We start from the raw sequence: 26,733 nt of genomic DNA, 5'->3' as shown, positions 1-26,733 counted from the left end.
ATCAGTCTACGCCTTTCATTTTTAGGGAAATCCTATCCCTTTTTAAATCTATTCCAATAACTTCTACATCTACCTTGTCTCCAAGTTTTACAACTTCAAGTGGGTGCTTGATAAACTTTTTAGACAACTTGGAAACATGAATCAAACCGTCAGAATGTAAACCCACATCTACAAAAGCGCCAAAGTCTACAATATTTCTAACTGTCCCCTTTAGTTCCATGCCTATTTTTAAATCCTTTATATCTACAATGCCCTCTTTCAAAAAGACCTCATCAAGGCTATCTCTTATATCCCTGCCAGGCTTTTCGAGTTCTTCTATTACATCCTTTAAGGTAAAAGAGCCTAGACCAGTTGCCTCTTCTAGTTCTTTTAAGGACTTCGTCTTGTAGTCTAGAGCTAAAAGGGCCTTGGCAGCCTTGTAGGATTCTGGATGGACTGCTGTGGAGTCTAAGAACTCTTCTCCGTCTATAATTCTCAAAAATCCGGCGCACATTTCATAGGTCTTGGGTCCCAGTCCCTTTATCTCTTTTAATTCTTTTCTATTTTTAAAGTATCCCTCTTTGTCTCTGTATTCCAATATGTTTTTGGCAACAGACAAGCTCAAGCCGGATACGTGTTTTAAAAGAGATATTGATGCCGTATTTATATTGACGCCCACTCTATTTACGCAAGATTCCACCACATAGTCCAAGGCTTGGTCCAATCTTTTTTCATTTAAATCGTGCTGATATTGACCCACACCAAGATGTCTCGGACTAATTTTTACAAGTTCTGAGAGCGGATCTTGCAGCCTTCTTCCTATCGAGATTGCCCCTCTTACTGTGACATCTAAATCCGGAAACTCCTCTATACCTTCTTTTGATGCCGAGTAGATAGAGGCTCCCGCCTCACTTACAATTGTGTAGGATATTTTCAAGCCATGTTTTTTTATAAGGTCTGCAACAAATTTTTCATTATCTCTTGATGCTGTTCCATTACCTATTGCTACCACATCAATTTTGTACTTGCTTATGAGATCTAAAAGTTTCTTTTCGCTTTCTTTATGTCTATTTTCAAAGCCTGCAATATAGACCAAATCATTTGCCAGATATTTTCCAAACTCATCTAAGATAGAAATTTTTGAGCCCGTCCTCACACCGGGGTCAAGCGCCAAAATTCTCTTGCCTTTTAAGGGTCTTTGCATTATAAGAGCCTCTAAATTTTTGGCAAAAAGTCCTATGGCATCTTCCTGAGCCCTTTCTGTCAAATCTCTTCTCACTTCTCTTTCCAGCGAAGGGAAAATTAATCTCTTGTAGGCATCTCTTCCAATTTCATTTAAAAGTTCTCTAAAGCTTTCATTCTTTACAATTTTGGATAAGACTATTTCCATGGCCCCATCTTCAGACACTTGGATGGAAATTTTTAAGGCTTTTTGCTCCTCCCCTCTATTAAGAGCCAAAATCCTATGATTTAAAACAGTTCTAAGACTCTCTTTATATTCAAAATAATCTTGATAGATGTCATTTTCTTCAGAGCCCTTTTCCGCCTGCAAAATTCCTGTAAACCTTATATATTTTAAAAGCACCTGTCTTATATCGGCATCGTCAGATATGTACTCTGCGACTATGTCTTTTGCCCCTTGTAAAATTTCTTCTTTTGAAAAATCTAGCTGGGACTTTAACTCTTCCAAAGTTTTTTCCACAAGAGCCAAATCTTCCTGCTCCCATATCGCCCTTGCAAGAGGTTCAAAGCCATTTTCTATGGCCTTAGATGCTCTTGTGCCCTTCTTCTTTACATAGGGTCTATAAAGGTCTTCAACCCTTGCCAAGCTCTCTGCAGATAAGATTTTTTCTCTGAGTTCTTCTGTCATCTTGTCCTGTTCTTCTATTAGTCTTATGACTTCTTCCTTCCTTTGGAAGAGATTTCTCAAATACTTAAGTCTCTCATCGAGTTTTCTAAGCACCTCATCTGTCATAGCGCCTGTTGCTTCTTTTCTGTATCTGGCAATAAAAGGTACGGTCGCACCTTCATCCAAAAGCTTGACCGCACCTTCTACATTTTTAATATTTAGTTCTAACTCTTTTGCAATTATTTCTAAAATGTTCATTCTTTTCCCTTTTTTGCTTGAAGATAGGCATTTATAAATTCATCCAAATCTCCATCCATAACTCTACTCACATCTCCGACTTCCTCATTTGTCCTGTGGTCTTTTACCATGGTGTAGGGTTGGAAGACATAAGATCTTATTTGCGATCCCCAAGTTATTTGAGAATAGTTGCCCGAAAGATCTTCTATCTTTTCCTTTTTTTCTTCCATGGCAAGTGTGAGCAATTTTGCCTTCAACATGTGCATGGCAGTTTCTCTGTTTTGAATTTGAGATCTTTCATTTTGGCATTGCACTACAATTCCAGTTGGAAGGTGAGTGATTCTTACTGCCGAGTCAGTCGTGTTTACATGTTGACCTCCAGCTCCGCCAGATCTGTAAGTGTCTATCTTTAAATCTTCATCCCTAATTTCAATTTCTACATCATCTTCTAAAACGGGATACACATCCACAGATGCAAAAGATGTATGTCTTCTCTTATTGGAGTCAAATGGAGAAATTCTCACAAGTCTATGGACTCCCTTTTCCGCCTTGAGATAGCCATAGGCATTTTCACCATCTATTTCCAAAGTCACAGACTTGATTCCCGCTTCTTCTTCTTTTTGAAGGTCCAGAGTCTTTACTGTGTAGCCCTTCTTTTCAGCGTATCTTGTGTACATTCTAAGAAGCATAGATGCCCAGTCTTGAGCTTCCGTTCCACCCGTGCCAGCGTGGATTGCCAAAATGGCATTTGAATCGTCATACTCTTCGTTTAAAAGTGTTTCTATTTTAAAATCTTGAGCCTTTTTTTCGATTTCCTTTAAGTCTTCTTTTAAACTGTCATAAAAGGAAAAATCCTCTTCTTCCTCCATCATTGCTATTAAAGCTTCGGAATCCTCAATAAGTTTTATGAGCTCATCATATTTTAAAATTTTAGACTTGTGGATATTGGTTTCTCTTATAATCTTTTGAGCATTTTGTCCATCGCTCCAAAAGTCTTCAGCCGTTTGCAGCTTTTCTAATTCTTTTACCTTATCTCTTTTACCAGCGAGGTCAAAGAGATTCACCTAGACTTTTTACTAAGGATTTCGCTTCGTCGAGACGCTCCTTGTCGAGATAAATATTTATCTCCATTTAATCACTCCTTTATTCAAAAACCCCCTTAGGGGTCTTTGGAAATTTTATTTATTATTATCTTGTATTTTTTTTAGTAGATTGTCAATAATCTTATCATTTGATAAGTTTTCCTTGCTTTTTTCGTAAATCTCTATACCCTCTTTGGCCTTGTAGGGCAGACCTTGAACCTCAGCTTTAAGCCTGTCATAGGCATCTCTCATCTTGATGGAAAAGTTTGTCAATCTCGAAAAAGCTTTGAAGGCTTCATCACTTCTATTTTCCATAAAAGAATCTTTCATTTCTTTTAAAATTTTGGCTATCTCTTGCGCATTTTCCAAAAATTTCTTATGAGATGCCTTAAACTTTTCTGGAACATTTGCCATGTTCATTTTTTCTTGTATATTTTTTTCCAAATTACTTATTATTCCATCACAAGTTTTTATCAAATCTTCTTTAGAAAGTCCGTCAGCCTTTTCAAAAAGCGCTTCTTTGGCCTTGTTGAAATTTTGCGTCAAATCAGCTCTAAAGTCCATAATCTTTTCAAGATATTCTTTTTCGTCTAAAGTCAATTTAGAAGTATCAAACTCTTGAGTCTTATCCCTTGTCTTTAAAAATACAGTCTTGCTTTCTTGATCCCATGACACATTAAGACCCAAAGACTCTCCTACAAATCTCAAAGGCAAAAATGTTCTAGAATCTTTTAAGCAAGCGGCTACATCTAGGCTCACTTCCTTGTCATTTAAAAGGGCCTTGTCGCTTCCTATTTTTACTGACAATTTATCCTTATTGTTGGAAATTTCTGCGCTTTTTTCTTCTTGATTCCACTTCACTTCATAGCCTAATCTTTCAGATATAACTCTTAAAGGAACCAGAGTCCTGCCCCTTTCTATAAAGGGTTCCACATCACTTTTAATAAGTTTTCCATCTAAATCTATTTTGATTTTTTCTTCCGCCTTGGGACTTGATGTAAAAATCGCAAGCATCAAAAATCCTAGACCGAGAAATTTGGCAATTCTTTTCATATTTCCTCCTAGTCACTAATCCTTTTTGAAGTCTTTTGAGAGTTATTAAATGCAGCTTCCACCATTTTGACACTCGAGTCTGACTCTTGGGCAATTTGCGTATAAGAATTTACTGGATCAGTCGGCTCAAGTTTTCCGTCTTGACCATCTTTTAAAAATACCAGATACTCTTGATTTGGAACCAAAGTCTTTGGCAAAGTATACTCAATTAAAGATAAGTCGCCCTTGTAGTCTTCTATAAAAATCGGAGTAAGACTTCCATCACTTTCTTGGTTTACTCTTAGTCTTGATATATAATCAGACGCATCCATCATGGCCTTTAAAGTTTCTTTTGGCGTCTTTGGCTCTTCTGTTTGGGGAGCAGTTTCTTCATTTTCTGCTGGCTCTTCTGCCTCTGCTTGATTATCAGTTTTAGCATTTGTATTTTTGCCATCACCCGATTCTTCTTTTGTTTCGCCTCCATTGGCAAGATCTGTTTGACCCGCCTTATCTGCTGTGTCGGGAGTCTTTATATCATTTTTCTTCTTGCAGCCCACAAGGACCAATAAACAAATTAAGACAAGTATGCCGAATTTTCTATTCATAAATTACCTCCATTTTCTTTTGATTATAACACATACCAAGCCTATATTTAAGATTTAGACTTGTGTTATAATTTAGCTATGAAAGACTTAGGCAGTGAATTTTCAAAATACATAATAAAAACTTTGAAGGCTAATGGATTCGAAGCCTATTATGTGGGCGGCTATGTGAGAGATTTGATTTTAAAAAGGCCCTCATCAGACATAGACCTCGCATCCTCAGCAAGTCCTTTAGAAGTCAAGAAAATATTTAAAAACATAAAGATTTATGACCATGGCATCTGCTACGGAAGCTTGACTCTTAAAAAAAATTCTGAAACAATAGAGCTCACAAGCTTTAGAAAAGATTTGGCATATAAGGATATGCGAAGACCCTCATCTGTAATCCTATCTACCAAGCTCGAAGATGATTTGGCTCGCCGAGACTTCACAATAAATGCTATGGCACTAGACCTTAACGGAAACCTTTTCGATCCCTATTTGGGCAGAGAAGATTTAAAGAATAAAATAATAAGAGCTGTTGGCAACCCTTATGAGAGAATCGAAGAAGATCTTTTAAGAATTTTAAGAGCAGTGCGTTTTTCTGCTAAATACGATTTTAAAATAGAAAAAACCTTGGCTGATGCCATCATAAAAAATCGATGGAATCTGCAAAAACTCTCTTCTGAGAGAATCTTTTCTGAAATTTACAAAATGATTTTAGCTGACAAGCCTTCTCGGGCCTTTATTCTAATGAAAGATTTAAAAATTTTGGAAGTGATTTTAAAAGACATCTATCTCATGGTGGACTTTGACCAAAAAAATCCCCACCACGACAAGGACCTCTTTTCTCATAGCCTTGCAGTCTTAGACCAAGTTCCACCAATTGATTATTTGCGATTTGCGGCCCTCTTTCATGACACGGGGAAAATTTCATCTCAAAGCTTTAAAGATGGCATCGCCCACTACTACGGTCACGAAGAGCTTTCTGCAATCTGTCTTGAAAAAAATCTAAAGAGCTTGAAAGCTCCAAAAAAATTAATTCAAAACTCTAAAATTTTAATTGAAAATCACATGACCCTTCCCCATCTCATGAAAGATGCTGGACTTAGAAGGCAAATAAGACGACTTGGCAAAGACCTCGTCCTTGCCCTTTATGAGCTCTTGCTTGCAGATAGAAAATCCTCAAGTGAAGGAAGAGGTTTCGATGACATCTTAGAAAAAAGAGCTAGAGTCGAAGAACTCATGAAGGAAAAAACTTTAAATTCAAAAAAATTTTTAAAAATAAATGGCAGAGATTTAATAGAACTCGGTTTCAAACCCGGCAAAATTTTTAGTCTTATCTTAAAAGATATGGAAAATATAGTCTTACATAATCCAGATTTGAATGATAAGAATCTGCTCATAAAAATAATAAAGGAGAAATATATGAAAAAACTTTTCGGAACTGACGGCATAAGAGGTGTGGCAGGAGATGATTTGACACCTGAGCTAGCTTACAAATTGGGCAGGGCCCTTGGCAAAATTCTTGGAAAAGAAAACAAAAAAATCCTAATCGGAAAAGACACTAGGCTTTCAGGCGATATGCTTGAATCTTCACTTGCAAGTGGTCTTATGAGCATGGGATTTAATCCCGTTCTTTTAGGCATCTGCCCCACTCCTTGCGTTGCCTATCTTGTTAGAAAGACAAAGGCCGCTGCCGGCATAGTAATCTCTGCATCCCACAATCCCTATGAGTACAATGGCATCAAAATATTTTCATCATCTGGATTCAAACTCTCAGATGAAGATGAAATACAAATAGAAAATTTAATTCTTCAAGGCATAGAAGAAAAGATGACAGGAGCACAAATAGGCACTTGCACAGACGGAAAATATTTAATAAAAGACTACTCCGACTACCTAAAATCAATCGTAACTCACGATATTTCCAATCTAAAAATAGGCCTAGATTTCGGCAACGGCGCCCTCTATAAAATCGGCGAGGACATCCTAAAAGACCTCGGGGCAAAAGTCTATCCCTTAAACGACAAGCCAAGCGGTCTAAACATAAATGACAAATGCGGCTCAACCAATCCCAACCTAATAAAAGAATTAGTCCTAAAAGAAAATTTGGACTGCGGATTTGCCTTTGACGGAGATGCAGATAGGATAATCGCCATAGATGAAAAAGGCGATACCGTCGATGGAGATCATCTCTTGGCAATATTTGCCAAGCATTTAAAAGAAGAAAACAAGCTCAAAAACTCCGGTCTGGTAGGCACAATAATGACCAATATAGGACTTGATAAATTTGTCGACTCTATGGAGCTTAAGCTTTTAAAATCCAAAGTCGGCGATAGATATGTGCTTGAAGACATGCTAAAAAATGACTATGTCCTCGGCGGAGAACAGTCAGGTCACATAATATTTTTAGAAAACAACACCACCGGAGATGGAATGGCAAGCGGACTGTATCTATTAAATATCATGTCTAAAACCAAGCAAAAACTCTCCGACTTAAACAAACTCATGACCTCCTACCCCCAAGCTCTAGTAAATGCTAGAGTAAAAAAAGAACACATGACCAAGGTCTTGGAAGATGAAGAAATAAAAACAGCCATAGAAAAACTTGAAAAAGATTTGAAAGGCGAAGGCAGATTGGTCATAAGACCTTCCGGTACAGAACCTTTAATCAGAGTAATGGTCGAAGGTCAAGATCAAAAAATTTTAGAAAATCTTGCAAATAATCTAAAAGATCTGATAGAAAATCAGGCCGCCAAATTTTAACTTTTAATTTTATCTAGTTTTAATAACCAGATCTTTAGGGTATAATATTATAAACACAAGAATTTTATTGTAATAAGGAGGTCATTATGCCATCTATAGTAGCTGATTCATGTTGCGATCTTACAAAAGAAGACGCCAAGCTCTTAGGAATTGAATATGTTCCTTTTAAAATAAGCATCAAAGATAAGGAATTTATAGACGATGACAACTTCGATTTTGACGACTTTATAAATAGTATGCAGGCAAGCGATGAAACCATAAAAACATCCTGTCCATCTCCATACGACTTTTTTAAAGCCTTTGACGCACGTAAGGGCGATGATATATTTTGTATAACAATTTCAAAAAAACTTTCCGGAACCTATCAAAGTGCCATAATAGGCGCCAAAGAATACAAGGATAAATATCCAAACGCAAAAATTCACATCTTTGATTCCAAATCCGCCTCAGCCGGTGAAAGCAACCTAGCGTATTTTTTACACGAAAAAATACAAGAAGGCAAAGACTTTGATAGCATTGTCCGCTTGGCTGATAAATATATAGAAGAAATGAAGACCTTCTTTGTTTTGGAATCTCTTGATAATCTTCTAAAAAATGGCAGAATCAAAAAAACAACAGGTCTTCTCTTAAACGTGCTAAATATAAAACCAGCCATGACCGACAACGATGGCGAAATTGAACTTTTTAAAATGAAAAGAGGCTTCAAGTCAGCCCTTGTAGCCATAGCCAAACACATAGAACTCGCAAATACAAAAGATAAAATACTTTCCATAGTTCATGTAGATGCTCTAGACAAGGCCAACTTCTTAAAATCTAAATTAGAAGAAAATTGTAGCTTCAAAAAAATAAACATCATCCATTCCAAGGGTTTAGCATCCGCCTATGGCGACAACGGTGGAATAATACTTGCTTATTAAAACAAAAAGGCTGTGAGTTAAAATGCCCACAGCCTTTATTAAGTTAATATCTTTAAATAAAGAATAGCCCTGCTAATTATTTTTAGCAAGGCTATCTGTGCTTGATTTTTATTTTTGTTATTTGTTTGATTCCATAGGGTTTATAATTATATCTTTTCCTTCAAGGATTAAATTCATATTTTTCATTGAACACATACTTCCGCACATGGTGCAGGTGCCTTCTTCTTCTGGTGTTGATGATACTCTGTATTCTATGCATTTTTCTGGATCTATTGCAAGTTCAAACATGCCTTCCCAGTCAAGTTTTTGTCTTCTCTTGCTCATTTCAAGGTCGATTTCTCTTGCAGATTTAAGTTTTGCAATATCTCCTGCATGTGCTGCAATCTTAGCTGCGATTATTCCTTCTTTTACGTCATTTACATCTGGTAGTCTTAAGTGTTCTGCCGGTGTTACATAGCATAAGAAGTCTGCTCCGTAGCTTGCTGCTATTGCTCCTCCTATGGCACTGGTGATGTGGTCATATCCGGGTGCGATGTCTGTAACTAGTGGCCCAAGCACATAGAATGGTGCGTTGTGGCAGAGTTTCTTTTCGAGTCTCATATTCATTTCTATATCATCTATTGGCACGTGTCCCGGTCCTTCGATGATGACTTGTACATCTTTTTCCCAAGCTCTCTTAGTAAGTTCACCCAGAGTTATAAGCTCTGCAATTTGTGAAGGATCTGTCGCATCATGAATTCCGCCTGGTCTTAGTGAATCTCCAAGGGATAGTGTAACGTCGTATTCTCTCAAGATTTCCAAAAGTTCATCGTAGTATTCGTAGAATGGATTTTCTCTATCGTTCATCTTCATCCAACCAAATAGAAGTGATCCACCGCGGGATACTATTTCGTTAACCCTTCTATTTCTCATGAAAATTTCTGAGTTTGCTCTGTTTATTCCACAGTGAATAGTCACGAAGTCTACTCCGTTTTCTGCATGGTTTCTAACAACATCTAAGAATTCTTCTGCCTTTATAAAACTAAGTCCCTTATCCAAGAATCCAACCGCATCATACATAGGAACTGTTCCCACAATTGCAGTAGATTTTTCGATAAGTCTCTTTCTAAATTCTTGAGTCTTTCCATAATTAGATAGATCCATTATGGATTCCGCACCCATCTTAAGTGCCATATCCACCTTTTGCATTTCAAGATCAAGGTCGTTTAAATCCTTAGAGATTCCAAGATTTACATTGATCTTAGTCTTAAGCCCAGCGCCAATTCCTTCCGGAGAGATAGATTTGTGATTTCTATTTCTAGGAATTACAATTTCACCTTTTGCAATCTTCTCTAAAAGAAATTCTTCGCTGACATTTTCTTTCTTGGCAACAATCTTCATCTCTTCAGTTACAAAACCATGTTTTGCAGCTTCCATCTGTGTCTTATACTTCATAAATTAAAAAAACCTCCTAAAAAATTTATAGGAGAATAACATGCCTCATCCCACGCAGGCATTATCCTGCAGGTAAAAATGGTCGAAGTCTAACTTCCTCTCAGCACATAGCTCCCATAGATTCTTAATTTACTATCGCTATTATAATAAAAAAAAGAGATTTGGTAAAATAGTATTTCCAAACCTCTTTTTTTATTTTATCTCTTCAAATTTCTATGCAAAAATATAGATATGTGATTTTAGAAAATATACCTGTATTTCTAAAAGAAAATGCAAGCTGGTGCTTGGGTCAATATGAAAGAAGAAATGATAAGACTTTCTGTGAATAAGATTTATGTGGAGCAATTAGAAAAAGTTCCAAGTAAGATTTTAAAGAAACAGATTATTTAGATTTATTTAGATTTTAAAAAATTGCCATATAAAAATCGGCACAAAGGTTAGACCTTCATGCCGATTGAGTTTTAAGAAAATAGTTCCCTCATTAAGAGCTCTTAGGCTCTGTTTTATTTTATCTTTTTTAATTTTCTCCCGGTTTTAGTTCTTTAAATGAAGCTTCTTTTTCTCCAGTAGGACCTGAATAAGAGATTAAGTTTACCACTTTAAATCTAATATCTTCCCAACCAGGCACTCTGAGTGTGATTATATCATCCTTGCTCAGTTTTTTGAATTTTATTCTAATTGCCTTGTCTGGTGGATTTAGATAGTAACCCGTTTCCGATCCAAATTCTGCAATTTTTTTCATGGCATTTCCATTTAATAAAACTTCGCCTGCTTCATAAAGCTTTTTATACCATTTTATAGTATTTTCATCTGGCGACTCATTGCTTAAAGTATTTAGCTGTCCATTAAAGGGGGTACCTATTTTAGGTTTTTGATTTAGTTGAGGTTCTTGTGAAGCTGGGTCTTCTTCGTTTCCACTTGCTTGTGGATTTTTAACCTGCTTTAATTTATAACTGCCTCCGTTTTGTTCTGCTTGTAAGTAGACGTCTTCAAAGCCTTCGACAGATACCTTTACTATATCCCCGCTCTTCAAATTGAATATAGACAAGGATTTTTTTGAGCTCTTGTTGTAAATACTAATATTACTTTTAGGAAAATCTACAAAAGTGTTTGCTTGTAGCTTTTCAAGCTTACCCTTAGTATTAAGAGTATCTAGCCAAATTCCGCTGTTTTCGTGATCTTTTTTTAAGACTATTTTTCGATTATCCGAGTCTTCAAAAACAACTTTTTTTAGTTGGGGTTTGGGTGGATTTTCTTTTTGGGCTTGTGGATTATCTATTTGAACCAAGTGGTAGCTTGAATTATATTTTTCCACCTTCAAAAAGATGTCCTTATAGCCTTCTACCTCTACCTTGAATACATCACCCGCTTTTGCATTCGCTATTCCTAATGAGCTTCCAGAATATACATAATATCCTAAGTCATATGATTGTGGGCTAACCTTAACCAGCTTTTCTCCACTAGGATACTTGCTGACACTACCATTTTTTTCCTTCAATTTTAAAAGCCAAGCACGAGTATCACCGTCATTTCCATCTATGGCTATTGCCTTATTCTTTTTATCTTTTGTAAATTTAACATCCTTTTTTTCTACTGCTGGTGGAGCTACATTTTCAAATTGAGCAAGTAATCTTATCTTGCCTTCCTTCACCATTTCTTTTTTAAGGGTCAGGTTCTTTAGATTTTCGCTTGTGAAAGTTTCTCCTTCTCCATTTATTTTCCAGCCGAGGAATTTTTTGCCATTTATGCTTGGTTCTTCAAACTTATATTGTCCAGAAGAAGTTGTAGCGTCTTTGAAAGTTTTTCCTATAACTCCCCTTGCTTGATCGATGGTTCCATTTGCCTTGTCTATTTCAAGTGCAACTTCTACATCCACTGGTTTTTTTACAAGCTTTCCAACTTCATCAGCGATTGCTTTTAATTCTTTTTCGACAATTTCTTCAGTTGCATTGTCCAAATCATAGTTTGCAAATTTTCCCAAGAAGCTTTTTAAGTTTTCTCTACTTTCTTGTGTATAGGACTCGTCTTTTGTCTTTTCCCATGCGGCCTCTAATTTTTTCTGTAAAGCTTCTATATCGCCAAGTTTTTGTAAGCCATTTATTGCTCCTTCAAGGCTTGCTATTTCTTTTTTGATAGCTTCTTTGTCTTTAGAATCTTTCAAAGCTTTAGCTTTTTCAATTTCCTTTTCAAGGATGTCGAAGGATTTTTTAGTGAACTGGAGCTTATCTTTTTTCTCTGCATTTTCAAGCTTTTCATTTAGGTCACGTTTCAAATCAAGCAATTCTTCTTGTACTTGTGGATCATCTATTTGAACCAAGTGGTAGCTTGAATTATATTTTTCTGCCTTCAAAAAGATGTCCTTATAGCCTTCTACCTCTACCTTAAATACATCACCCGCTTTTGCATTCGCTATTCCTAATGATTTTCCAGAAAATACATAATATCCAAGTATATATGAGTTTTGGCTAACCATAGGCAGTTTTTCTCCATTAGGATGCTTGCTGACACTACCATTTTTATTCTTCAAATTTGAAAGCCAAGCAAGAGTATCAGCGTCAGTTCCATCTATGGCTATTGCCTTATTCTTTTTATCTTTTGTAAATTTAACATCCTTTTTTTCTACTGCTGGTGGAGTTATGGTTTCAAATTGAGCAAGTAATCTTATCTTGCCTTCCTTTACCATTTCTTTTGTAAGAGTCTGCTTCTTTAGATTTTCGCTTGTAAAAGTTTGTCCTTCTCCATTTATTTTCCAGCCTAGGAATGTTTTGCCACTTATGCTTGGGTCTTTAAAGTTATAAGATCCAGAAGGAGTTGTAGCGTCTTTAAAAGTTTTTCCTATAACTGCCTTTGCATGATCGACTATTCCATTTGTCTTGTCTATTTCAAGTTCAACTTCTACATCCACTGGTTTTTTTACAAGCTTTCCAACTTCATCAGCGATTGCTTTTAATTCTTTTTCGACAATTTCTTCAGTTGCATTGTCCAAATCATAGTTTGCAAATTTTCCCAAGAAGCTTTTTAAGTTTTCTCTACTTTCTTGTGTATAGGACTCGTCTTTTGTCTTTTCCCATGCGGCATCTAATTTTTTCTGTAAATCTTCTATATCACCAAGTTTTTGTAAGCCATTTATTGCTCCTTCAAGGCTTGCTATTTCTTTTTTGATAGCTTCTTTGTCTTTAGAGTCTTTCAAAGCTTTAGCTTTTTCAATTTCCTTTTTAAGGAGGTCGAAGGACTTTTTAGTAAACTTGAGCTCCTCTTTTGCCTTTGCATCTTCAAGCTTTTTATTTAGGGCAAGTTTCAAATCAAGCATTTCTTGGTCTATCTTGTCTTTTTCAATTATGACAACAAATGGTGATAGGCCATCCACTTCGACTTTTACTTTGCCTTCTTTTACTACATCTGTATAGCTCTTTAGTCCGTCTTTTGACAGGTGTTTTATAAGGGCATTTTTGCCATTATATTCATCACCGACAGCTAGACTTACTTGAAGTTTTCCTTGATAATCTCCTATGAGTTTCACATCATAGGACTTTATGATTTCATAGGTCTTGCCTTCTTTTGCCTTTAAATTCTTGTAGTCTCTTAAAATACTTTCTGGGACGGTGATTTGCACATTGCCATCTTTTATTTCACTCTTATCTTTTATTTCAAGCTTGGCATCCTTGGACAGTTTGCCTTCTAAAGTTATTTTCGCATTTTCATCTGTCAAAGTTTTATTTAGAAATTCCTTCTTTGCTTCTGGTTTCTTTTCTTCTTTTACAGAATCTTCTACCCATACCTTGTCCCATACCTCTTCATATCTCATTTCGTATGTGTAGCTATCATCTTTAACAGATTTTACAAGCTCATAGTTCATGGCAGACATAATTTCTTTATATGCCCAATGAGATTTTTTTACGTCTTCAAAGGTCTTTAGCTTGAACATATTTTTTTCGATTTCATCTGTTGTCAAAGTCTTTTTATAAAGGCGATTTAGCATAGCAACAGCTTCTGCTCTTGTAACTTTGCCATCTGGTCTGAAGGTCTTGTCAGGATAACCCTTTACAATGCCATTTGCAGCAGCTCTTAATATGGCTTCTTCAAACTCATGGCCTCTTATATCTGTGAATGTTTGCTCTGTCGATTTTTGCGGTAGAAGTGGGAAAATCATCCTGGCAAATTCTGCTCTTGTCATCTTATCATCCGGTCTTAGTTTGCCATCTTTTGCAAGAATCATGCCCTTTGAATAGGTATAGTTAAGAGCCTCGCCATACCAAGCATCTTTTACATCATCAAAGTCTAACTTGGTCTTAGATGCTGATGCCTTTTGCAATTTTAAAATCATTTGAGCAGCTTCTGCTCTTGTAACTGCAAAATTAGGTCTAAAAAGCCCGTCTGAATATCCTTCGATATAAGACTTGGCTACAGAGTTTTGGGAGCTTTTTACCTTTACCGGTACAAGTTTTCTCGTGCTTCTGTATTCATAGTGGCCTTTATTTTGCTCCTTCTTTTCTTTAGGGTCTTTATTATTTTCTTTTATCGGATCTTGTTCACTTACAATATTGTCATTGCTATCTTCTTTTTCATCGGCCTTTACATCGCTCAAAAATACGTAGTCCTCACTTTTTACGAAAATATCTTCTGCTAGTTTTACCGAAAATACAATTTTTAGCAATTGAGTATTTGGAAAGTCTCTTTTTATTTCTGCTTCTTTGAAGCTTATTTCATACTTGCTACTTTGAGCACTTCTTACTTGAATTTCTGGTTTGACATTTTTGATGTCATAGTATTGGCCATCCAACTCATTCTTTTCAAATTTAGGAGTCACTCCTGTTACGGCATCTGTTTCGTAGTCCTTCTTGTCAATTCTATAAACTGTGAGTTTTGGATAGGCATCCTTGGATATAGATGCCAATTTAGATAAATAAGTCACCTTGCCATTTTTGATTTTGGCATGGAGCCTCTTGTTGTCGTGTCTATTGGTAACGACTTTTGCATCTTCCAAGGCCATATCGATACGAATGTTTTTGGTCTTGTTTTCAAATTTATTTTTATAAATCAAAACCAAATTCTTCTTTTCATCCTGACTGAGATTTTCCTTAGAGGCAAGTTCTTTTGCCTTTTTCAAGCTTTCAAGCAATTCATTTATAGTTGATGAATTTCTGTCCGTGTTAACTCCGTTTTGCTTTAAGGCATTTTCATCAAAGGTTAGATTTTTTATATATTCTTTTGCCCTTGCTACATTGGCATCGGTTGTGTCTACTTCTTCTTCAGGCATGTAAGGCTTTTCTTCCGGTTCTTTAGAAAATTTTTCAAGCCTATACTTGTTTTTTACACCTTCGCTTGCAACTGCCTTTAGACTTACCGGCACATAGCCATCAACCGTTATATCAACCTTATCACCTACATTTAGACCATAGATGTATAAAAAGCTTCTATCAACCTTGTAGCCTTTTTGTCCTTCTACCTCTTGATCTAGCATTTCAATTTTTTCAGACCCAATGGATACAAGGCCCTCTTTATTTGCAAGCTTCTTTATCCAATCTTTGGAATCATCACTTTTTTCTGCTACTTGAATTGATTTTTGGTGGAATCTATTTGTTTTAAACTCAACCCTTTTTATTCTTTGACCCGGTTTTGCATCTTCAAAAACAGGTGCTTGTTCACCCTTTAAGCCTTCTTCACCCGATGGGTTTATGAGCTCTTTTCCAATCTTATTGTCATCTAGCTTTTTAGGCACTGAACTGTGTCCCCAGAATTCAGGATACTCTTCAGCAATTTTGCCACTGCCCTTTTTGCCATCTTCAACCTTTCCTATGACATTTTTGGTGATCTTTACGCCATCTTCTTTTGCCGGACTAACATCACTTCCATTGCCCGCTCTTAAATATGCAACCTTGCTAGAAATTGTTCCTTTTCCACAAACTGCATATCCACCTTCGCCACTATGACCTGTGCCTCCCAAGGCAACAAGTCCTCCATCACCGAGGATCTTGCCGTCATTTTTTAAGACTAGGGCATTTCCTCCTCTTGATGTGGTGGCAGATGTTCCTCCTCCGTAGGCATAGAGATTTGAATTTTCTAAAATTGTAAGAGAACCTCCGTCAACCTCTACCCCGGTTTGTCCTCTATAAGGCCTGCCGTCGGATTCGCTTCCGGTTGGAGATTCATCTCCTTTTACAAAGACATTGCCTCTTATAAAGGCCTTGCCCTTTACAAGTACAACGGGCCTTGTGTTCTTGACAGCCTTATTGGCATCTGTCAAGTTGTTCGTATTGGAATAGATGTAGGAGCTTTCCAAGACAGCTCCATCATTTAATATGATTTGGCCTTGAATTGATGAACCCGAGACCACTTTTGCATCAGACGGTTTTCCAAATTGACCTTGGAATTTTCCATCAGGATCATAATTTACCCTGAGTCTTCCGCCATTAACTGTAATCTTTCCGTAAATTGAAGAGTCATGAATATTTAAAATCGCACCCTTATTTACAATTATATTTACTCCAGAAAAAACTTTCATATTAACAAGAGTCAAGTTACTTCCCTCTTGCAAAACAAAATCTTGGATAGGAATCCTATCTTCATCTGGTTTGTATTCAAACTTGTCTCTTCTAGGATTTTCGCTCAAGTGAAAAATTAGACCCAATTGTCCATAAGTTCCACTTTCATGCGAGCCCTGCCACAAATTTATATTCTTAGGTACTGTATATGATTGGCCCTTTTCCTTATTATTTTCATTAAAATAAGCGATATACCAAGGTTCTTGGTTAAAGAGCACCTTGCCGTTTGCAGTTGTTTTAAGTCTTGTATTTACATCCTTCATGACCTTGTCAAGATAAGTCGTTTTTATATCCGAAACAGAAAACCAGGCTTCATTACTGCTTGCCCTTCTGCCATAGATGTCTACAAGCTCTACCCTTACTGGATAGTCTCCCACATTTTTGGGTTCTCCGGAAAGAGTTATAGAAGAATCTCCCGCATTATAGCTAGGCTTCATACCAGATTTTTCATCTAATATAATCTTTGTGCGTCCCTTGTCTACTTCTATATCCGACTTGGAAAGCTCCTTCCAAGCTCCTGGGATAGGCCCTTGATTTTCTTCCGTAATTTGTCCATAGACCTTGATGTCGGAGTTTTTGTTATCACTTGTCGTTCCAGTACCAGCACTTACAGCATCATACTTTCTTTGACCTACAAGAGCCCCCTCAAAATAGCCCTCAAGTTTGATATGTAGTTTGCCCTTGGGCGGATGAGCCAAGTCAATCCTTTCAAAATTTTTATCCTTTCGAATAAAATGTAGCTCTTCCCCTGAATTTAATGTCAAAGTCAAAGTGTGTTTATTTCTAATCGGATCAATGTAGAGCTTGCCGCCTGAAACACAATAGGTTTTACCTGATACCCATCCAACACTACTTGAATAATTTATCTTTTCATGCTTAAAAACTGTATCAGTCTTTACGCCAACTATCTCTTTTGCTATGGCTTCTGGTTCTATTGATATCGTCATACTTCTGGATTCTTCAGCTATCACAGCCAATTTTATATCCTTACTAGCTGTCTTGCCCTCACTATCTGCAAATACAGTAGTCAGATTAAAAATCATCATAAGACATAAAATCAGGGCCAATACCCTCTTCTTCATCTCTTAATACCTCCTCGATTTATTGACAAAAATTTGTCTTGATAGAAATTATCGAAAATATTTTAGCAAAATTTTTCCGAAATTTCAATATAACAAGTCGGCATTATTCAATCTTATCCTTAATGCTTCGGCAAATAAATACACTTTTTTATAGGCTTAAAATAGCAAAAAATCCAAAACAAATAGTCTTGGATTTTCTATAAAGCTACTAATTCATATACAAAATTTTCTAAATTTTCATGGCTTATTAACAAGATAATTTTATCTTTTTTTATTTCTTGCAAATACTCTAAAAATATCTGCTTAGATTTTTCGTCTAAATTTGATGTCGGCTCATCAAACAAAAGTAGGTCCGCATTTTTGCAAAGAGCCGAGAGAATTGCTAGTCTTTGATTCTCCCCACCCGATATCTCATCTTTAAAAAAACTTTTAAGCTTGGGTGAATTCGTGTTTTTAAATATCTTTACATTTTTAGTGTTTTCAAATGCTTCATCATCTAATAGGATAGGGTCTTGCTCTGTAAAGGCGATCAAGTTTTTTCTAAGATAAAATGTATCCAATTCTTTTATATTTATATCGTTAAATAAGATTTCGCCATCATAGGCTTCTGGATACAACCCCACAATAAGGTTGAAAAGACTGGACTTTCCCCTTCCATTTATCCCTCTTAAAAAATATATATTGCCCTTAGTAAAAGAATATGAAAAATTTTTAAATAAATTATTTTCACCAAAAGAAAATGTCAAATTTTTTATTTCGACTTTTTCTATGTTATCGAGTTTTATCTTTCCAAAATTTTCTCTTTTTATATCTAAAATTTCATTTACTCGGTTTAACATAGCCTTGGCAGCTTGACTTTCACTTCCTATATTAAAAAAATACTTGATAGATTCAATTATGTTATAAAAAAAACTAGATAAGATTGTAAATTCGCCAACACTTAGTCTCTTCTTGAAAACTAAAAAGCCTCCTATTACAAAAATACTAGCCTCAATAAAAATTCCAAGTCCCACATCAAAGGCCCCGTAGCTATAATTTACCTTTAAATTTTCAAAGGACGTCTTATACAAAATGTCAAAAGAGCGAAAAAGGTGCCTTTTAAGGGTTGTGGCAAGGGCTTGAATTTTTATTGTCTTTAAGTGGTCCAGCTGCCTATATGATGCTGCAAAAAAATCAGTCTGGGCATCTACCATTTCCTTACTTGCTCTAAAAAGTCTTTCTCTCATAAGTCTATATACTCCCACATATGCTAGTGAAAGAAGAAGGGAAAGACAAGCTAGATAGGGAGCCTTTATTAGGATGAAAAATAACGAGCCAAGAAGGATCAAAAGCTGGCAAAGTGAATTTCTTATAACTGATAAGATAAAAATTATAAGAGAATTTGAATCATTGTTTAGTCTTTGAACCAGACTCGCCTTATCAAAAAGAAGTGTATTTAAAAATGGAATCTCTTGGAAATGTTCGATGAGATCTTTATTAAATGCAAAGCCGGATCTTATTTGAAGGCTCATATAAGCTCTCTGCTCCAGATAAGAAGCTAAAAGATTTATAAGTCGTAACAAGGCTACAAAAACTGCAAATTTTATTATGATAGAGAAATCTAAAAGGTCTATTAACAAATCTATAAATCTGCCCGAAAGATAAGTTACAAAAAGTCCTAGAATGGTCGTAAACATACCTATGCCGAGATAGAGGACTAATTTCCCCTTCATGGGGACTATGTAAAGCCTAAAGATTTTTCTAAAAGTCATTTTATAGTTGCTCCAAACCCTTTTTTATCAGGTCTGCAAGCCATAAGCCCCTTACAACTTCCCACCGATTTATCTAAACCTTTCACAGAACAATTTGTTGTAGCTCCATAACATACGCAAGTCTTAGGCGAACAATTTGCATAAAATAATTTTTTGCCACTTCTTGCACTAATCAAAAACTTCATATCATATCTCCTCTCTTATAATATCTATGAAAACTACAAGTTTTTCATTTCTTCATTAGATGAATTTCCCAAGAGTATACTTGTGATTTCCTTTATGTAACCATCAAAATAATAGTTGTTTTTTAAGCACGTCTTTTGTTTCTTATTTATCCTGTCATAAGGGCATCCTCCCATGCAGATTGGAAGGTATACGCAGGCTGAACACTCTTTATCGCTTGTCGGATCAAAATTCATAAGGTCGAGATAGTATGACCTGTTGTTAAGAGATATGCCATCTTCTGTCAAATGACCAATAGCCGTTTTTTCATATCCAATGTCTGACCAGCACTTAAAGACTTTCCCATCAGATGCCATTACATAGGATGATAGGCCATCTGCACCGCAAAAATTTCCTCTTAAATTAGGATATTTCTCAAGAATTGCTGATGGGTATGTCCCTTTGAAAAATTCAAATTCTTTCTTTGAAAATTCCACATCACTTAGGCAAAGAGAGTCTGCATATAGGGACTTATAGTTTTCAACTTTTCCCAAATATGTAGATATCTTATCGTCTTTATTTATACTTTCTAATTCTGATATTAGACCATTTATCTTGTCTATATTCTGCTTGTCAACATTTATCCTAAGAGATATATTAGGCAATATGTCTATAGAATTTTTTAAATTGTCTAAAATAGTCCTATAAGTAGCTCCTCCGCCTTTTAAAAATCTCTTTTTGTTGTGCGATTTTTCATCTCCATCAATTGTGATTTGATATCCAGATACTTGAAGACGATTCAATTCTTCTACTATTTTTCGATTTAAAAGAAATCCATTAGATACCATAAAAGAAAAATAATTAAACTTATACTGCTCTTTAAGTCTTAAAAAATTTTCTGCCAAATATTTTAAATCAGAAAATGCCAGCAGGGGCTCACCCCCATACCAAGTTATATTTAGAGAACCTAAACCATTTTTCGCAGCATCTTCTACAAATCGCACTATATTTTCTCTATGTTTTTTGGTCATGTAAGAATCTTTTAAATTTTCCTTTTCATAGCAATAAGCACATCTAAAATTGCAATCAGCTGTAAGAGCTATTGTTAAAGAAAGAGATGAAGTTGAATACCTTGACCGATTTAATCTAAATCGTATTTCCTCAAGCTCATCTATATCATCTTCGACTAAAAATCCCCCTTGAAGAAAATTATTCTTCATTTTAGTGCCAAGCCCCTCAAACTTTTCTTCTTCATAAGCCGAGATTTCATCACCTTCCAAAACTGCCAAGGCATTTGTCTTGGAATTATAGAGTATATATTCGGATCGCCCTTCCAAATCAACCTTGAAATTATATTTGGATTTTTTCATAAATCCCCCAAATCATTTTAATTCAATTTTAAACTCACCCTCAGAATCTTGTGCTGATATTTTTACAAAAGATTCTTCATTTTTCTTTGTAGCAAATTCATAAGTGGCTTCTTCTTCCCCATAAAAAGAAACTCTATGTAAATTTTCTCCAAGTTTTACTTCAAAGTCCAACTTTCCACCAGAGGTGTTGCCATAAATAATAAGCTTCTCATCCTTTTTGCTCGCTTTAAAGTTTATGGTTTTTTGGAGATTTAAAAGAGTGTATTGCAAATGCACACCCTCTTCTAGATTCATATCGAAATCTTCCCCTGATTCTAAAATAACTTTATCTTCTGAATCAGCATTTTCCCCCTTGTTTAAATTTTCCGATATACTAGAATCTTTCTTAATCTCAATATCATTGACATTATTACAAGCGAAAAGTCCTAAAATAAGAATTAGGCAACCAAACACTAAAAAAATTTTTTTAAATAAAAATTCGCTTTTCATGATTTTATTATACTTCCATAAGTATTAAAAAAAAAAGACCTTTGCCTATGCAAAAGTCTAAATTTCGTCTAATTTTTGTGTAAATTTTTTCTTTTTATTTTATCGCTTTATGTTCTTGAGTTTTTAAGTTTTTAAAATCTCTTTCGTTTGCTGGTTGAGGGTATGTTTTCTTCATCTCTATACTTGGCTACTGTCCTTCTTGAGATTTCTATGCCTTCTTTTTTTAAAATGTCCGAGATTTTTTGGTCTGATAGGGGCTTTTTAGGGTCTTCTTTTTCTATTATTTCGATCAGCCTTTGGCGAACTTGTCTGGAGGATACATCTTCTGTCTTTCCTGTGAGACCGACAGTGAAAAAGTCCTTCAGCTCGTAAGTTTTTTCATTATATACGAGATATTTTCCTCTGGTTGTTCTGGATATAGTTGACTCGCTCATTTCTATGTCATCTGCTACATCTTTTAGGGTCATGGGAGTCAGAATATCCTCTTTGAAAAATCTTTCTTGGAGTTTGACAATTGACCTTATGACTTTTTCTATTGTTTGTCTTCTCTGTTCTATGGCTTTTACTATGAACATAGCTTTTTTTATCTTGTCTTTTAAATATTCTTTGACGTCTTTATCTTGTGTCGATTCTAGAAGGTCCAAGTAGTAGTTGGATATTTTTAGCTTGTCTTTGCCATCGTCTATTATTTCTATGTTTATTTCTTTTCCGTCTAAAGTTACTATGGCATCTGGTGTTATGTAGAGCGTCCTTTCTTTTGATGCAAACCCTGATCCCGGTTTTGGATTTAGTTCTTTTATTTTGTCTACTGCTTTTTGGATTTCTTTTACATCTTTTCCCAGATCTGCGGCAATTTCTCTTAGTTTATTTTTTGATATTTCTTCTAAGTAGTTTTCGATTATTTTTGCTTCTAGACTGTCTTTTTCTACTTGAAGCAAGAGAACTTCTCTTAGATTTCTGCCACCTACGCCGCTTGGCTCAAGACTTTGAACTTTTTTTAAAATTTTTTCAATTTTTTCAATTGGCAAATTCATACACCTTGCTATGTCTTCACAAGATGTACTGAGGTAGCCTTTAGAATTTATGTTGCCAATTATATAGTCTGCGATTTCTTGGTCCTTTCCTTTTAGCATGAGACCTGGAAGTTGCATATTCAGATAATCATAGAGGGATTCTTCTTCTACTGCAAATTGCTCAAAGCCAAATTCTTCTTTGTCGTCTGTGGGATTTTGTGGTCTGTAACTTTGATGTTCTCTGTAGTTTTTTAAGAATTTCTCTAATTTATCATCTGCAAATTTTTCATCCGGCATTTCCAAGACCACATTTTCTTGGGCTTCTTTTTTTATATAGTCGGACAACTCCAAATTATTCAGTTGTAATATTTCTATTGCTAGTACAAGCTCTTGTGTTATTGCAAGCGTCTGTACTTGTTTTATGTCTAGATTGAGTTGCACAATTTTCAGTATCCCTTCTTTATGTCAACTAAGCTTTCTAGCTCTTTATTTTCTTTTAAATTTTTTAAGTTTTTAAGGGCCGTTCTAAATAGCCTTTCTTGGTCGTCTTCGCAAGAAAAAGATATGTGGGGGAATATATAGACATTTTCCATCTCCCAAAGTGGTGAGTCCTTTTGAAGTGGTTCTGTTTCAAACACATCCAAGGCTGCCCCTCTAAGGCGTTTTTCTTGCAAGGATTTTATGAGTTCTTTTTCGTCTATTACAGCTCCTCTTGATATGTTTATGATTAGGGCTTCTTTTTTTAGATTATCTAAAAATTCTTTGTCTATAAATTTTTCTGTTTCTTTGGTATCTGGCAGGGCAGAAATCACATAGTCCACTTCTTTTAGGCCTTTTAGGACTTCTTCATTTTTCCAAATCTCGTCAAATTCTTCGTATTTTTTACCAGATCTATTTAGTCCTATGGTTTTTACATCAAATGCTTTTAGTCTCTTGGCGGTTTCTCTACCTATGGCGCCCGTTCCTAGAATAAGGGCAGTTTTGCCATATAGGTTTCCTGAAGAAGACCTGTATGTCCAGATTTTGTTTTCTTGATTTTTGAGATTGAGTCGGTCATATTTTTCCAATTGCAAAATATTATAAAGTACCCATTCAGCTATGGGTTCTCCATAAGCGCCATGGTTGTTTGTGACTTTTATCCCGCGGTTTCTTATGAGATAATCTAAGTCCAGATAGTCGATTCCTGTTGATAGAAGAAAGATGTATTTTAGATTTTTGAATTTAGAAAAATCAAAATGCCTTAGCCAGATTCCATCGACAATTATATCTGCATCGTAGTCTACTTTATCCTCTTCTTTCGGTTTATAAAATGATATTTCATATCCCAAGTCTCTGATTTCTTTTACTAGCCAATCTTCTTTTCTCTTTTGCATTAAGACTTTCATTGTCCGCCTCCTATAAATTTAGAAATTTCTCTGATGTATTCGTAAAAATTTGTAGCCATAAGGCCATGAGAGCCTTCCAGTATCACAAGCTTGGCTCTTTCTTTTAGAAGTTCGTAGGACTCATGGGCTGTTTCTTCTAAGACTACCTTGTCTTTTGAGCCATGTAGAATCAGAAGCTTATTGTCTATTTTTTTGTATTCTTCATTTGTAATCAAGTCGAAATTGTAAAGACTTTTTATAATTTCTCTGTGATTGTTTTGTTTTAGCGCCTCTTTTGTATTTCTATCAAGCTCGGCTTCATCTACTTCCATATCGCTATAAACTGATTTTTTTAAGATGTTTCTTATAGCTGTGAATCTAATTTCTTCTTGTAGACCGAAATTTTGCGCTTGTCTGTAAAATTCTTTGATGTCTTCCACTTTTTCAAGAAAGGTCTTGCTGCCGAAGTTTTCAAAGGGTTTGAAATCCATGATTCTTTTTTCTAGAACCTGCTTATAGCCATAACCACCAAGACCCACTCCCGATAGGATGATGGCCTTATCTATCCTGTCTTTTATGAGAGGATCTAGAAGCATTTGATATACAACGCCTGCCCCCATTGACCAGCCTAGCAAGAAAACTTGTCCCGGAACCTTTTTTATCAAAAATCTTGCCATCAAATCTGCATAAGATTTTAAATCCGGATAGTCCGAGTTGTGGCTGGAGTCTCCAAACCCCGGCAAGTCTGGTGCCAGTATCCTATATTCACTTTTAAAGGCTTCTATGGTGCTTTCAAAAAAAATTGATGATGACATGTTGCCATGGATGAGGATCAAAGTTTTTTTATCCTCCGCCCTGGTATCAACATAAGCAAGTTTTTCGCCTAAAAAATCTTCAAATGTTTTTTCTATCATCTTGCAGACCGCCTTACTTGTCCACCTTTAAATTGAAGCCCGATGCCATTAGCTCATCTCCCAAAATATACACATCTACATTCAAATTGTGAAGCAGCTCATAGGGATTTCCTGTGACAGCATCAGTTATAAATTCCTTTTTGTTTCCGTCTCTTGGATCCTTGTATTCAACCACTAAGTGAAGAAATTTTCTCGAGCCCCTTTGAGAGACCTTGGTGCCGATTATTTGGCCTCTTGTTTTTATTCCGTCTTTTACAAAATGGCCCAGTCTTTTTGAAAACACAAGAGTCTTTTTATATATAAAGCCAGTAAAGCTCAATAAAACTGCAAAAGCTACAAAAAAATACAGGTAGTTGGATGTCAGCTCTTCCTTGTTTAAAAATACAAATGCCACCATTACCATAAAAAGAATAAACCACATGATTCTTACATAGCGCTTGGTTGCCTTGTTAAAAAATGTAAGTAATTCTTCTTGGTATCTGAAAACAATTTTTGGACTTAAATTTTTCTTCTTTTCCATAAATTCCCCCTCTAGTCTTTATTATGATTATATCAAATTCAAAGTCTTCTTGCATTTAATTGAACTTGGCCCCCAAGTAAATTATAATCAATCTTGGTGATAGTTTTGGAAAATGTAAAAACACTTCCTACAAAAGTTTATATAAATCCTTCTGACGAACTGCAAATCACAAGGGCTGACCTTCTAGTGTCCAACCCCCTTTCGCTTTCTGTCGATGTGCTTAATATATCTGAGAAGAACTTTATAGATTTAGAGATTATATGTAAGTTTAAAAATGAAAAGGGCGATTATATATTAGGTGGCAATCCTATCGAATATAAGATAAATGATAGACTTATCACAGCCTCATCTATGACTTATTTGGATCCTTTTTCTTTGGATTTTCGTTTTCAGGATGCAAGAGAGGTTGAAATAAGAATCTCTAAGGCGATTGCAGAAGATGGCAAAACTCTTATCTTTAACAAGGAAAACCAATTTATATATTCTCTTCCCCTGATAGATTTAGATAAAAGAAGACAGATGGATGAATTTTTTAAAGATGATATCTATACTTTCGCCGACAACTTTTTGGACTCATGGCGCTGTGTATGTGGTTGCATAAATGACAAGGATTCTGAAACTTGTAAGTTTTGTTCGAGAAATAAGTATCTGGCTTTAAATAATCTCACCCAAGGGCTTATAGACTATAAGCTAGCAATGGCAAATGAAAATCCCGAAGACTTCAAGACTAAAAATATTCAAATTTTAAATACCATCAAGGCGCCAAAGCTAGAAGATAGAAAAGTTGTTGTAAGAAAAAACTCAAAAAAAAATCGTCTCAAAACTTTCTTTACAGTGGTAATAGCTATCTTAGCCCTTGTTTTTATCTTTTTGCTTCTAAAAAATCCCATAGAAAATTTCTATGTGACAAGTAGGATAACTAGAGCTGATCGACTTCTAGATAAGGGCGAGTTGGAGAAGGCATCTGATATCTTTAAACATCTAAAGACCAAGGACCCCAAAAAACAAGAAGATATTAAAAGGTTAAAGAGGCTCAAGGAGTCCAAGAGCAACTATTTAAAGGCCGAGGAACTTTTCGAAGAAAATAGTCTCAAGGGAGCCTTGATTCACTATAAAAAGGTAATAAAAGAAGACCCCGACCTTTATGAAAAGGCTCAAAGCCAAATCCAAGAGATTCAAAAAAAGTTTTTTGATAAGATAAAGGCGACTTATAATGCTGGACACAAAGCTGAAGCCATAAAAGAAGCTAAAGACCTTATAAAGTTTTCTCCAGAATATGCAGACATGATAATTTTGCTTGAGGACATGAAAAGAAATTCTCCCGAGGTCAAGGGGCCTCCTGTGAATTTTTCTGAGGACAAAAATAAATTAAATGAATTTAGCAATATAAGATACACCTTCCAGGTTTTGACAAAGGAAAATTCAAAGCTCTATGAAAGCCCTAGCTCTACTAGTCGGATATTAAAAGATTTGCCAAGTGGCACAGAGGTCTATATATACGAGACCATCATCAAGAATAAAAATATGTACTGGTTGAGAGTTGAGGCCAAAGAGCCAGAAAGCAAAGATGTCTTTACGGGATGGATTGGTGCCGATTCCTTGACTTCAAATGAATAATTATTATTTCAAACAAAAAGCCCGACTTT

At 35.6% G+C, this 26,733-nt stretch carries 17 protein-coding genes, 1 pseudogene and 1 riboswitch; of the genes and pseudogenes, 4 read left to right on the top strand and 14 right to left on the bottom strand.

Annotated elements, in window-relative coordinates; translation table 11 throughout:
- Position 1: 1 nt before the first annotated feature.
- The 4 genes from LV469_07110 to LV469_07095 form a co-directional block, all read right to left on the bottom strand.
- Positions 2 to 2,086 carry an RNA-binding transcriptional accessory protein gene (locus LV469_07110; GenBank protein UHR02406.1) on the bottom strand — a complete coding sequence of 695 codons (2,085 nt, stop codon included), beginning with the start codon at positions 2,084 to 2,086 and terminating at the stop codon, positions 2 to 4.
- Positions 2,083 to 3,196 (bottom strand): peptide chain release factor 2 gene (gene prfB, locus LV469_07105; protein UHR02405.1). Its coding sequence is split into 2 segments (ribosomal slippage): positions 2,083 to 3,117 and positions 3,119 to 3,196, totalling 1,113 coding nucleotides; the frame shifts between segments, so codons are not numbered across the junction. Before prfB ends, LV469_07110 begins: the two co-directional genes overlap by 4 nt.
- 47 nt (positions 3,197 to 3,243) lie before the next feature.
- Positions 3,244 to 4,200 carry a copper amine oxidase N-terminal domain-containing protein gene (locus LV469_07100; GenBank protein UHR02404.1) on the bottom strand — a complete coding sequence of 319 codons (957 nt, stop codon included), beginning with the start codon at positions 4,198 to 4,200 and terminating at the stop codon, positions 3,244 to 3,246.
- An 8-nt stretch (positions 4,201 to 4,208) separates the two neighbouring features.
- A complete protein-coding gene (locus LV469_07095; GenBank protein UHR02403.1) occupies positions 4,209 to 4,784 on the bottom strand; it encodes a hypothetical protein in 576 nt (191 codons plus the stop codon).
- Positions 4,785 to 4,862: 78 nt separating this feature from the next.
- Between LV469_07095 and LV469_07090 the strand changes: the two are divergent.
- The 3 genes and pseudogenes from LV469_07090 to LV469_07080 all read left to right on the top strand — a co-directional run bounded on the left by LV469_07090 (position 4,863) and on the right by LV469_07080 (position 8,446).
- A pseudogene (locus tag LV469_07090) lies at positions 4,863 to 6,110 on the top strand (tRNA adenylyltransferase).
- Between the two features lie 78 nt (positions 6,111 to 6,188).
- The gene (gene glmM, locus LV469_07085; protein ID UHR03598.1) at positions 6,189 to 7,529 is read left to right on the top strand and encodes a phosphoglucosamine mutase; all 1,341 of its coding nucleotides are present in this window, start codon (positions 6,189 to 6,191) and stop codon (positions 7,527 to 7,529) included.
- Positions 7,530 to 7,615: 86 nt separating this feature from the next.
- The gene (locus LV469_07080; GenBank protein UHR02402.1) at positions 7,616 to 8,446 is read left to right on the top strand and encodes a DegV family protein; all 831 of its coding nucleotides are present in this window, start codon (positions 7,616 to 7,618) and stop codon (positions 8,444 to 8,446) included.
- Positions 8,447 to 8,563: 117 nt separating this feature from the next.
- On the opposite strand, the gene thiC is transcribed toward LV469_07080, so the two are convergent.
- The 10 genes from thiC to LV469_07030 all read right to left on the bottom strand — a co-directional run bounded on the left by thiC (position 8,564) and on the right by LV469_07030 (position 25,087).
- Positions 8,564 to 9,880, bottom strand: a complete 1,317-nt coding sequence (gene thiC, locus LV469_07075; protein ID UHR02401.1) for a phosphomethylpyrimidine synthase ThiC — start codon at positions 9,878 to 9,880, stop codon at positions 8,564 to 8,566.
- A 29-nt stretch (positions 9,881 to 9,909) separates the two neighbouring features.
- A riboswitch (TPP riboswitch) is annotated at positions 9,910 to 10,008 on the bottom strand.
- 389 nt (positions 10,009 to 10,397) lie between these two features.
- Positions 10,398 to 17,504, bottom strand: a complete 7,107-nt coding sequence (locus tag LV469_07070; GenBank protein ID UHR02400.1) for an S-layer homology domain-containing protein — start codon at positions 17,502 to 17,504, stop codon at positions 10,398 to 10,400.
- A 197-nt stretch (positions 17,505 to 17,701) separates the two neighbouring features.
- Positions 17,702 to 19,255, bottom strand: a complete 1,554-nt coding sequence (locus LV469_07065) for an ABC transporter ATP-binding protein/permease (protein ID UHR02399.1) — start codon at positions 19,253 to 19,255, stop codon at positions 17,702 to 17,704.
- A complete protein-coding gene (locus tag LV469_07060; protein UHR02398.1) occupies positions 19,252 to 19,440 on the bottom strand; it encodes a hypothetical protein in 189 nt (62 codons plus the stop codon). Before LV469_07060 ends, LV469_07065 begins: the two co-directional genes overlap by 4 nt.
- Before the next feature lie 33 nt (positions 19,441 to 19,473).
- Entirely contained in the window at positions 19,474 to 20,787 is a 1,314-nt protein-coding gene (locus LV469_07055; protein ID UHR02397.1) for an SPASM domain-containing protein, read from the bottom strand.
- A 12-nt stretch (positions 20,788 to 20,799) separates the two neighbouring features.
- The gene (locus LV469_07050) at positions 20,800 to 21,276 is read right to left on the bottom strand and encodes a hypothetical protein (protein UHR02396.1); all 477 of its coding nucleotides are present in this window, start codon (positions 21,274 to 21,276) and stop codon (positions 20,800 to 20,802) included.
- A 131-nt stretch (positions 21,277 to 21,407) separates the two neighbouring features.
- Positions 21,408 to 22,730, bottom strand: a complete 1,323-nt coding sequence (gene rpoN, locus LV469_07045; protein ID UHR02395.1) for an RNA polymerase factor sigma-54 — start codon at positions 22,728 to 22,730, stop codon at positions 21,408 to 21,410.
- 5 nt (positions 22,731 to 22,735) lie between these two features.
- Positions 22,736 to 23,674 carry an NAD(P)-binding domain-containing protein gene (locus LV469_07040; protein ID UHR02394.1) on the bottom strand — a complete coding sequence of 313 codons (939 nt, stop codon included), beginning with the start codon at positions 23,672 to 23,674 and terminating at the stop codon, positions 22,736 to 22,738.
- A complete protein-coding gene (locus LV469_07035) occupies positions 23,671 to 24,567 on the bottom strand; it encodes an alpha/beta hydrolase (GenBank protein ID UHR02393.1) in 897 nt (298 codons plus the stop codon). The genes LV469_07040 and LV469_07035 overlap by 4 nt, the downstream gene beginning before the upstream one ends.
- Positions 24,568 to 24,580: 13 nt before the next feature.
- Positions 24,581 to 25,087 carry a hypothetical protein gene (locus LV469_07030; protein UHR02392.1) on the bottom strand — a complete coding sequence of 169 codons (507 nt, stop codon included), beginning with the start codon at positions 25,085 to 25,087 and terminating at the stop codon, positions 24,581 to 24,583.
- 105 nt (positions 25,088 to 25,192) lie between these two features.
- Between LV469_07030 and LV469_07025 the strand changes: the two genes are divergently transcribed.
- Positions 25,193 to 26,704 (top strand): hypothetical protein, encoded by a 1,512-nt coding sequence (locus LV469_07025; GenBank protein ID UHR02391.1) that lies wholly within the window; start codon positions 25,193 to 25,195, stop codon positions 26,702 to 26,704.
- The last annotated feature ends 29 nt before the right edge of the window (positions 26,705 to 26,733 follow it).

This window comes from Peptoniphilus sp. GNH (genome assembly GCA_021307325.1).
In the GTDB taxonomy this organism is placed as follows: domain Bacteria; phylum Bacillota; class Clostridia; order Tissierellales; family Peptoniphilaceae; genus KA00134.
This window is presented reverse-complemented; position numbering and strand designations above follow the sequence as displayed.

Coding starts and splice junctions, on each gene's coding strand:
- LV469_07110 (UHR02406.1), bottom strand. CDS start 2,086: ATGAACATTTTAGAAATAATTGCAAAAGAGTTAGAACTAAATATTAAA.
- LV469_07100 (UHR02404.1), bottom strand. CDS start 4,200: ATGAAAAGAATTGCCAAATTTCTCGGTCTAGGATTTTTGATGCTTGCG.
- LV469_07095 (UHR02403.1), bottom strand. CDS start 4,784: ATGAATAGAAAATTCGGCATACTTGTCTTAATTTGTTTATTGGTCCTT.
- glmM (UHR03598.1), top strand. CDS start 6,189: ATGAAAAAACTTTTCGGAACTGACGGCATAAGAGGTGTGGCAGGAGAT.
- LV469_07080 (UHR02402.1), top strand. CDS start 7,616: ATGCCATCTATAGTAGCTGATTCATGTTGCGATCTTACAAAAGAAGAC.
- thiC (UHR02401.1), bottom strand. CDS start 9,880: ATGAAGTATAAGACACAGATGGAAGCTGCAAAACATGGTTTTGTAACT.
- LV469_07070 (UHR02400.1), bottom strand. CDS start 17,504: ATGAAGAAGAGGGTATTGGCCCTGATTTTATGTCTTATGATGATTTTT.
- LV469_07065 (UHR02399.1), bottom strand. CDS start 19,255: ATGACTTTTAGAAAAATCTTTAGGCTTTACATAGTCCCCATGAAGGGG.
- LV469_07060 (UHR02398.1), bottom strand. CDS start 19,440: ATGAAGTTTTTGATTAGTGCAAGAAGTGGCAAAAAATTATTTTATGCA.
- LV469_07055 (UHR02397.1), bottom strand. CDS start 20,787: ATGAAAAAATCCAAATATAATTTCAAGGTTGATTTGGAAGGGCGATCC.
- LV469_07050 (UHR02396.1), bottom strand. CDS start 21,276: ATGAAAAGCGAATTTTTATTTAAAAAAATTTTTTTAGTGTTTGGTTGC.
- LV469_07040 (UHR02394.1), bottom strand. CDS start 23,674: ATGAAAGTCTTAATGCAAAAGAGAAAAGAAGATTGGCTAGTAAAAGAA.
- LV469_07035 (UHR02393.1), bottom strand. CDS start 24,567: ATGATAGAAAAAACATTTGAAGATTTTTTAGGCGAAAAACTTGCTTAT.
- LV469_07030 (UHR02392.1), bottom strand. CDS start 25,087: ATGGAAAAGAAGAAAAATTTAAGTCCAAAAATTGTTTTCAGATACCAA.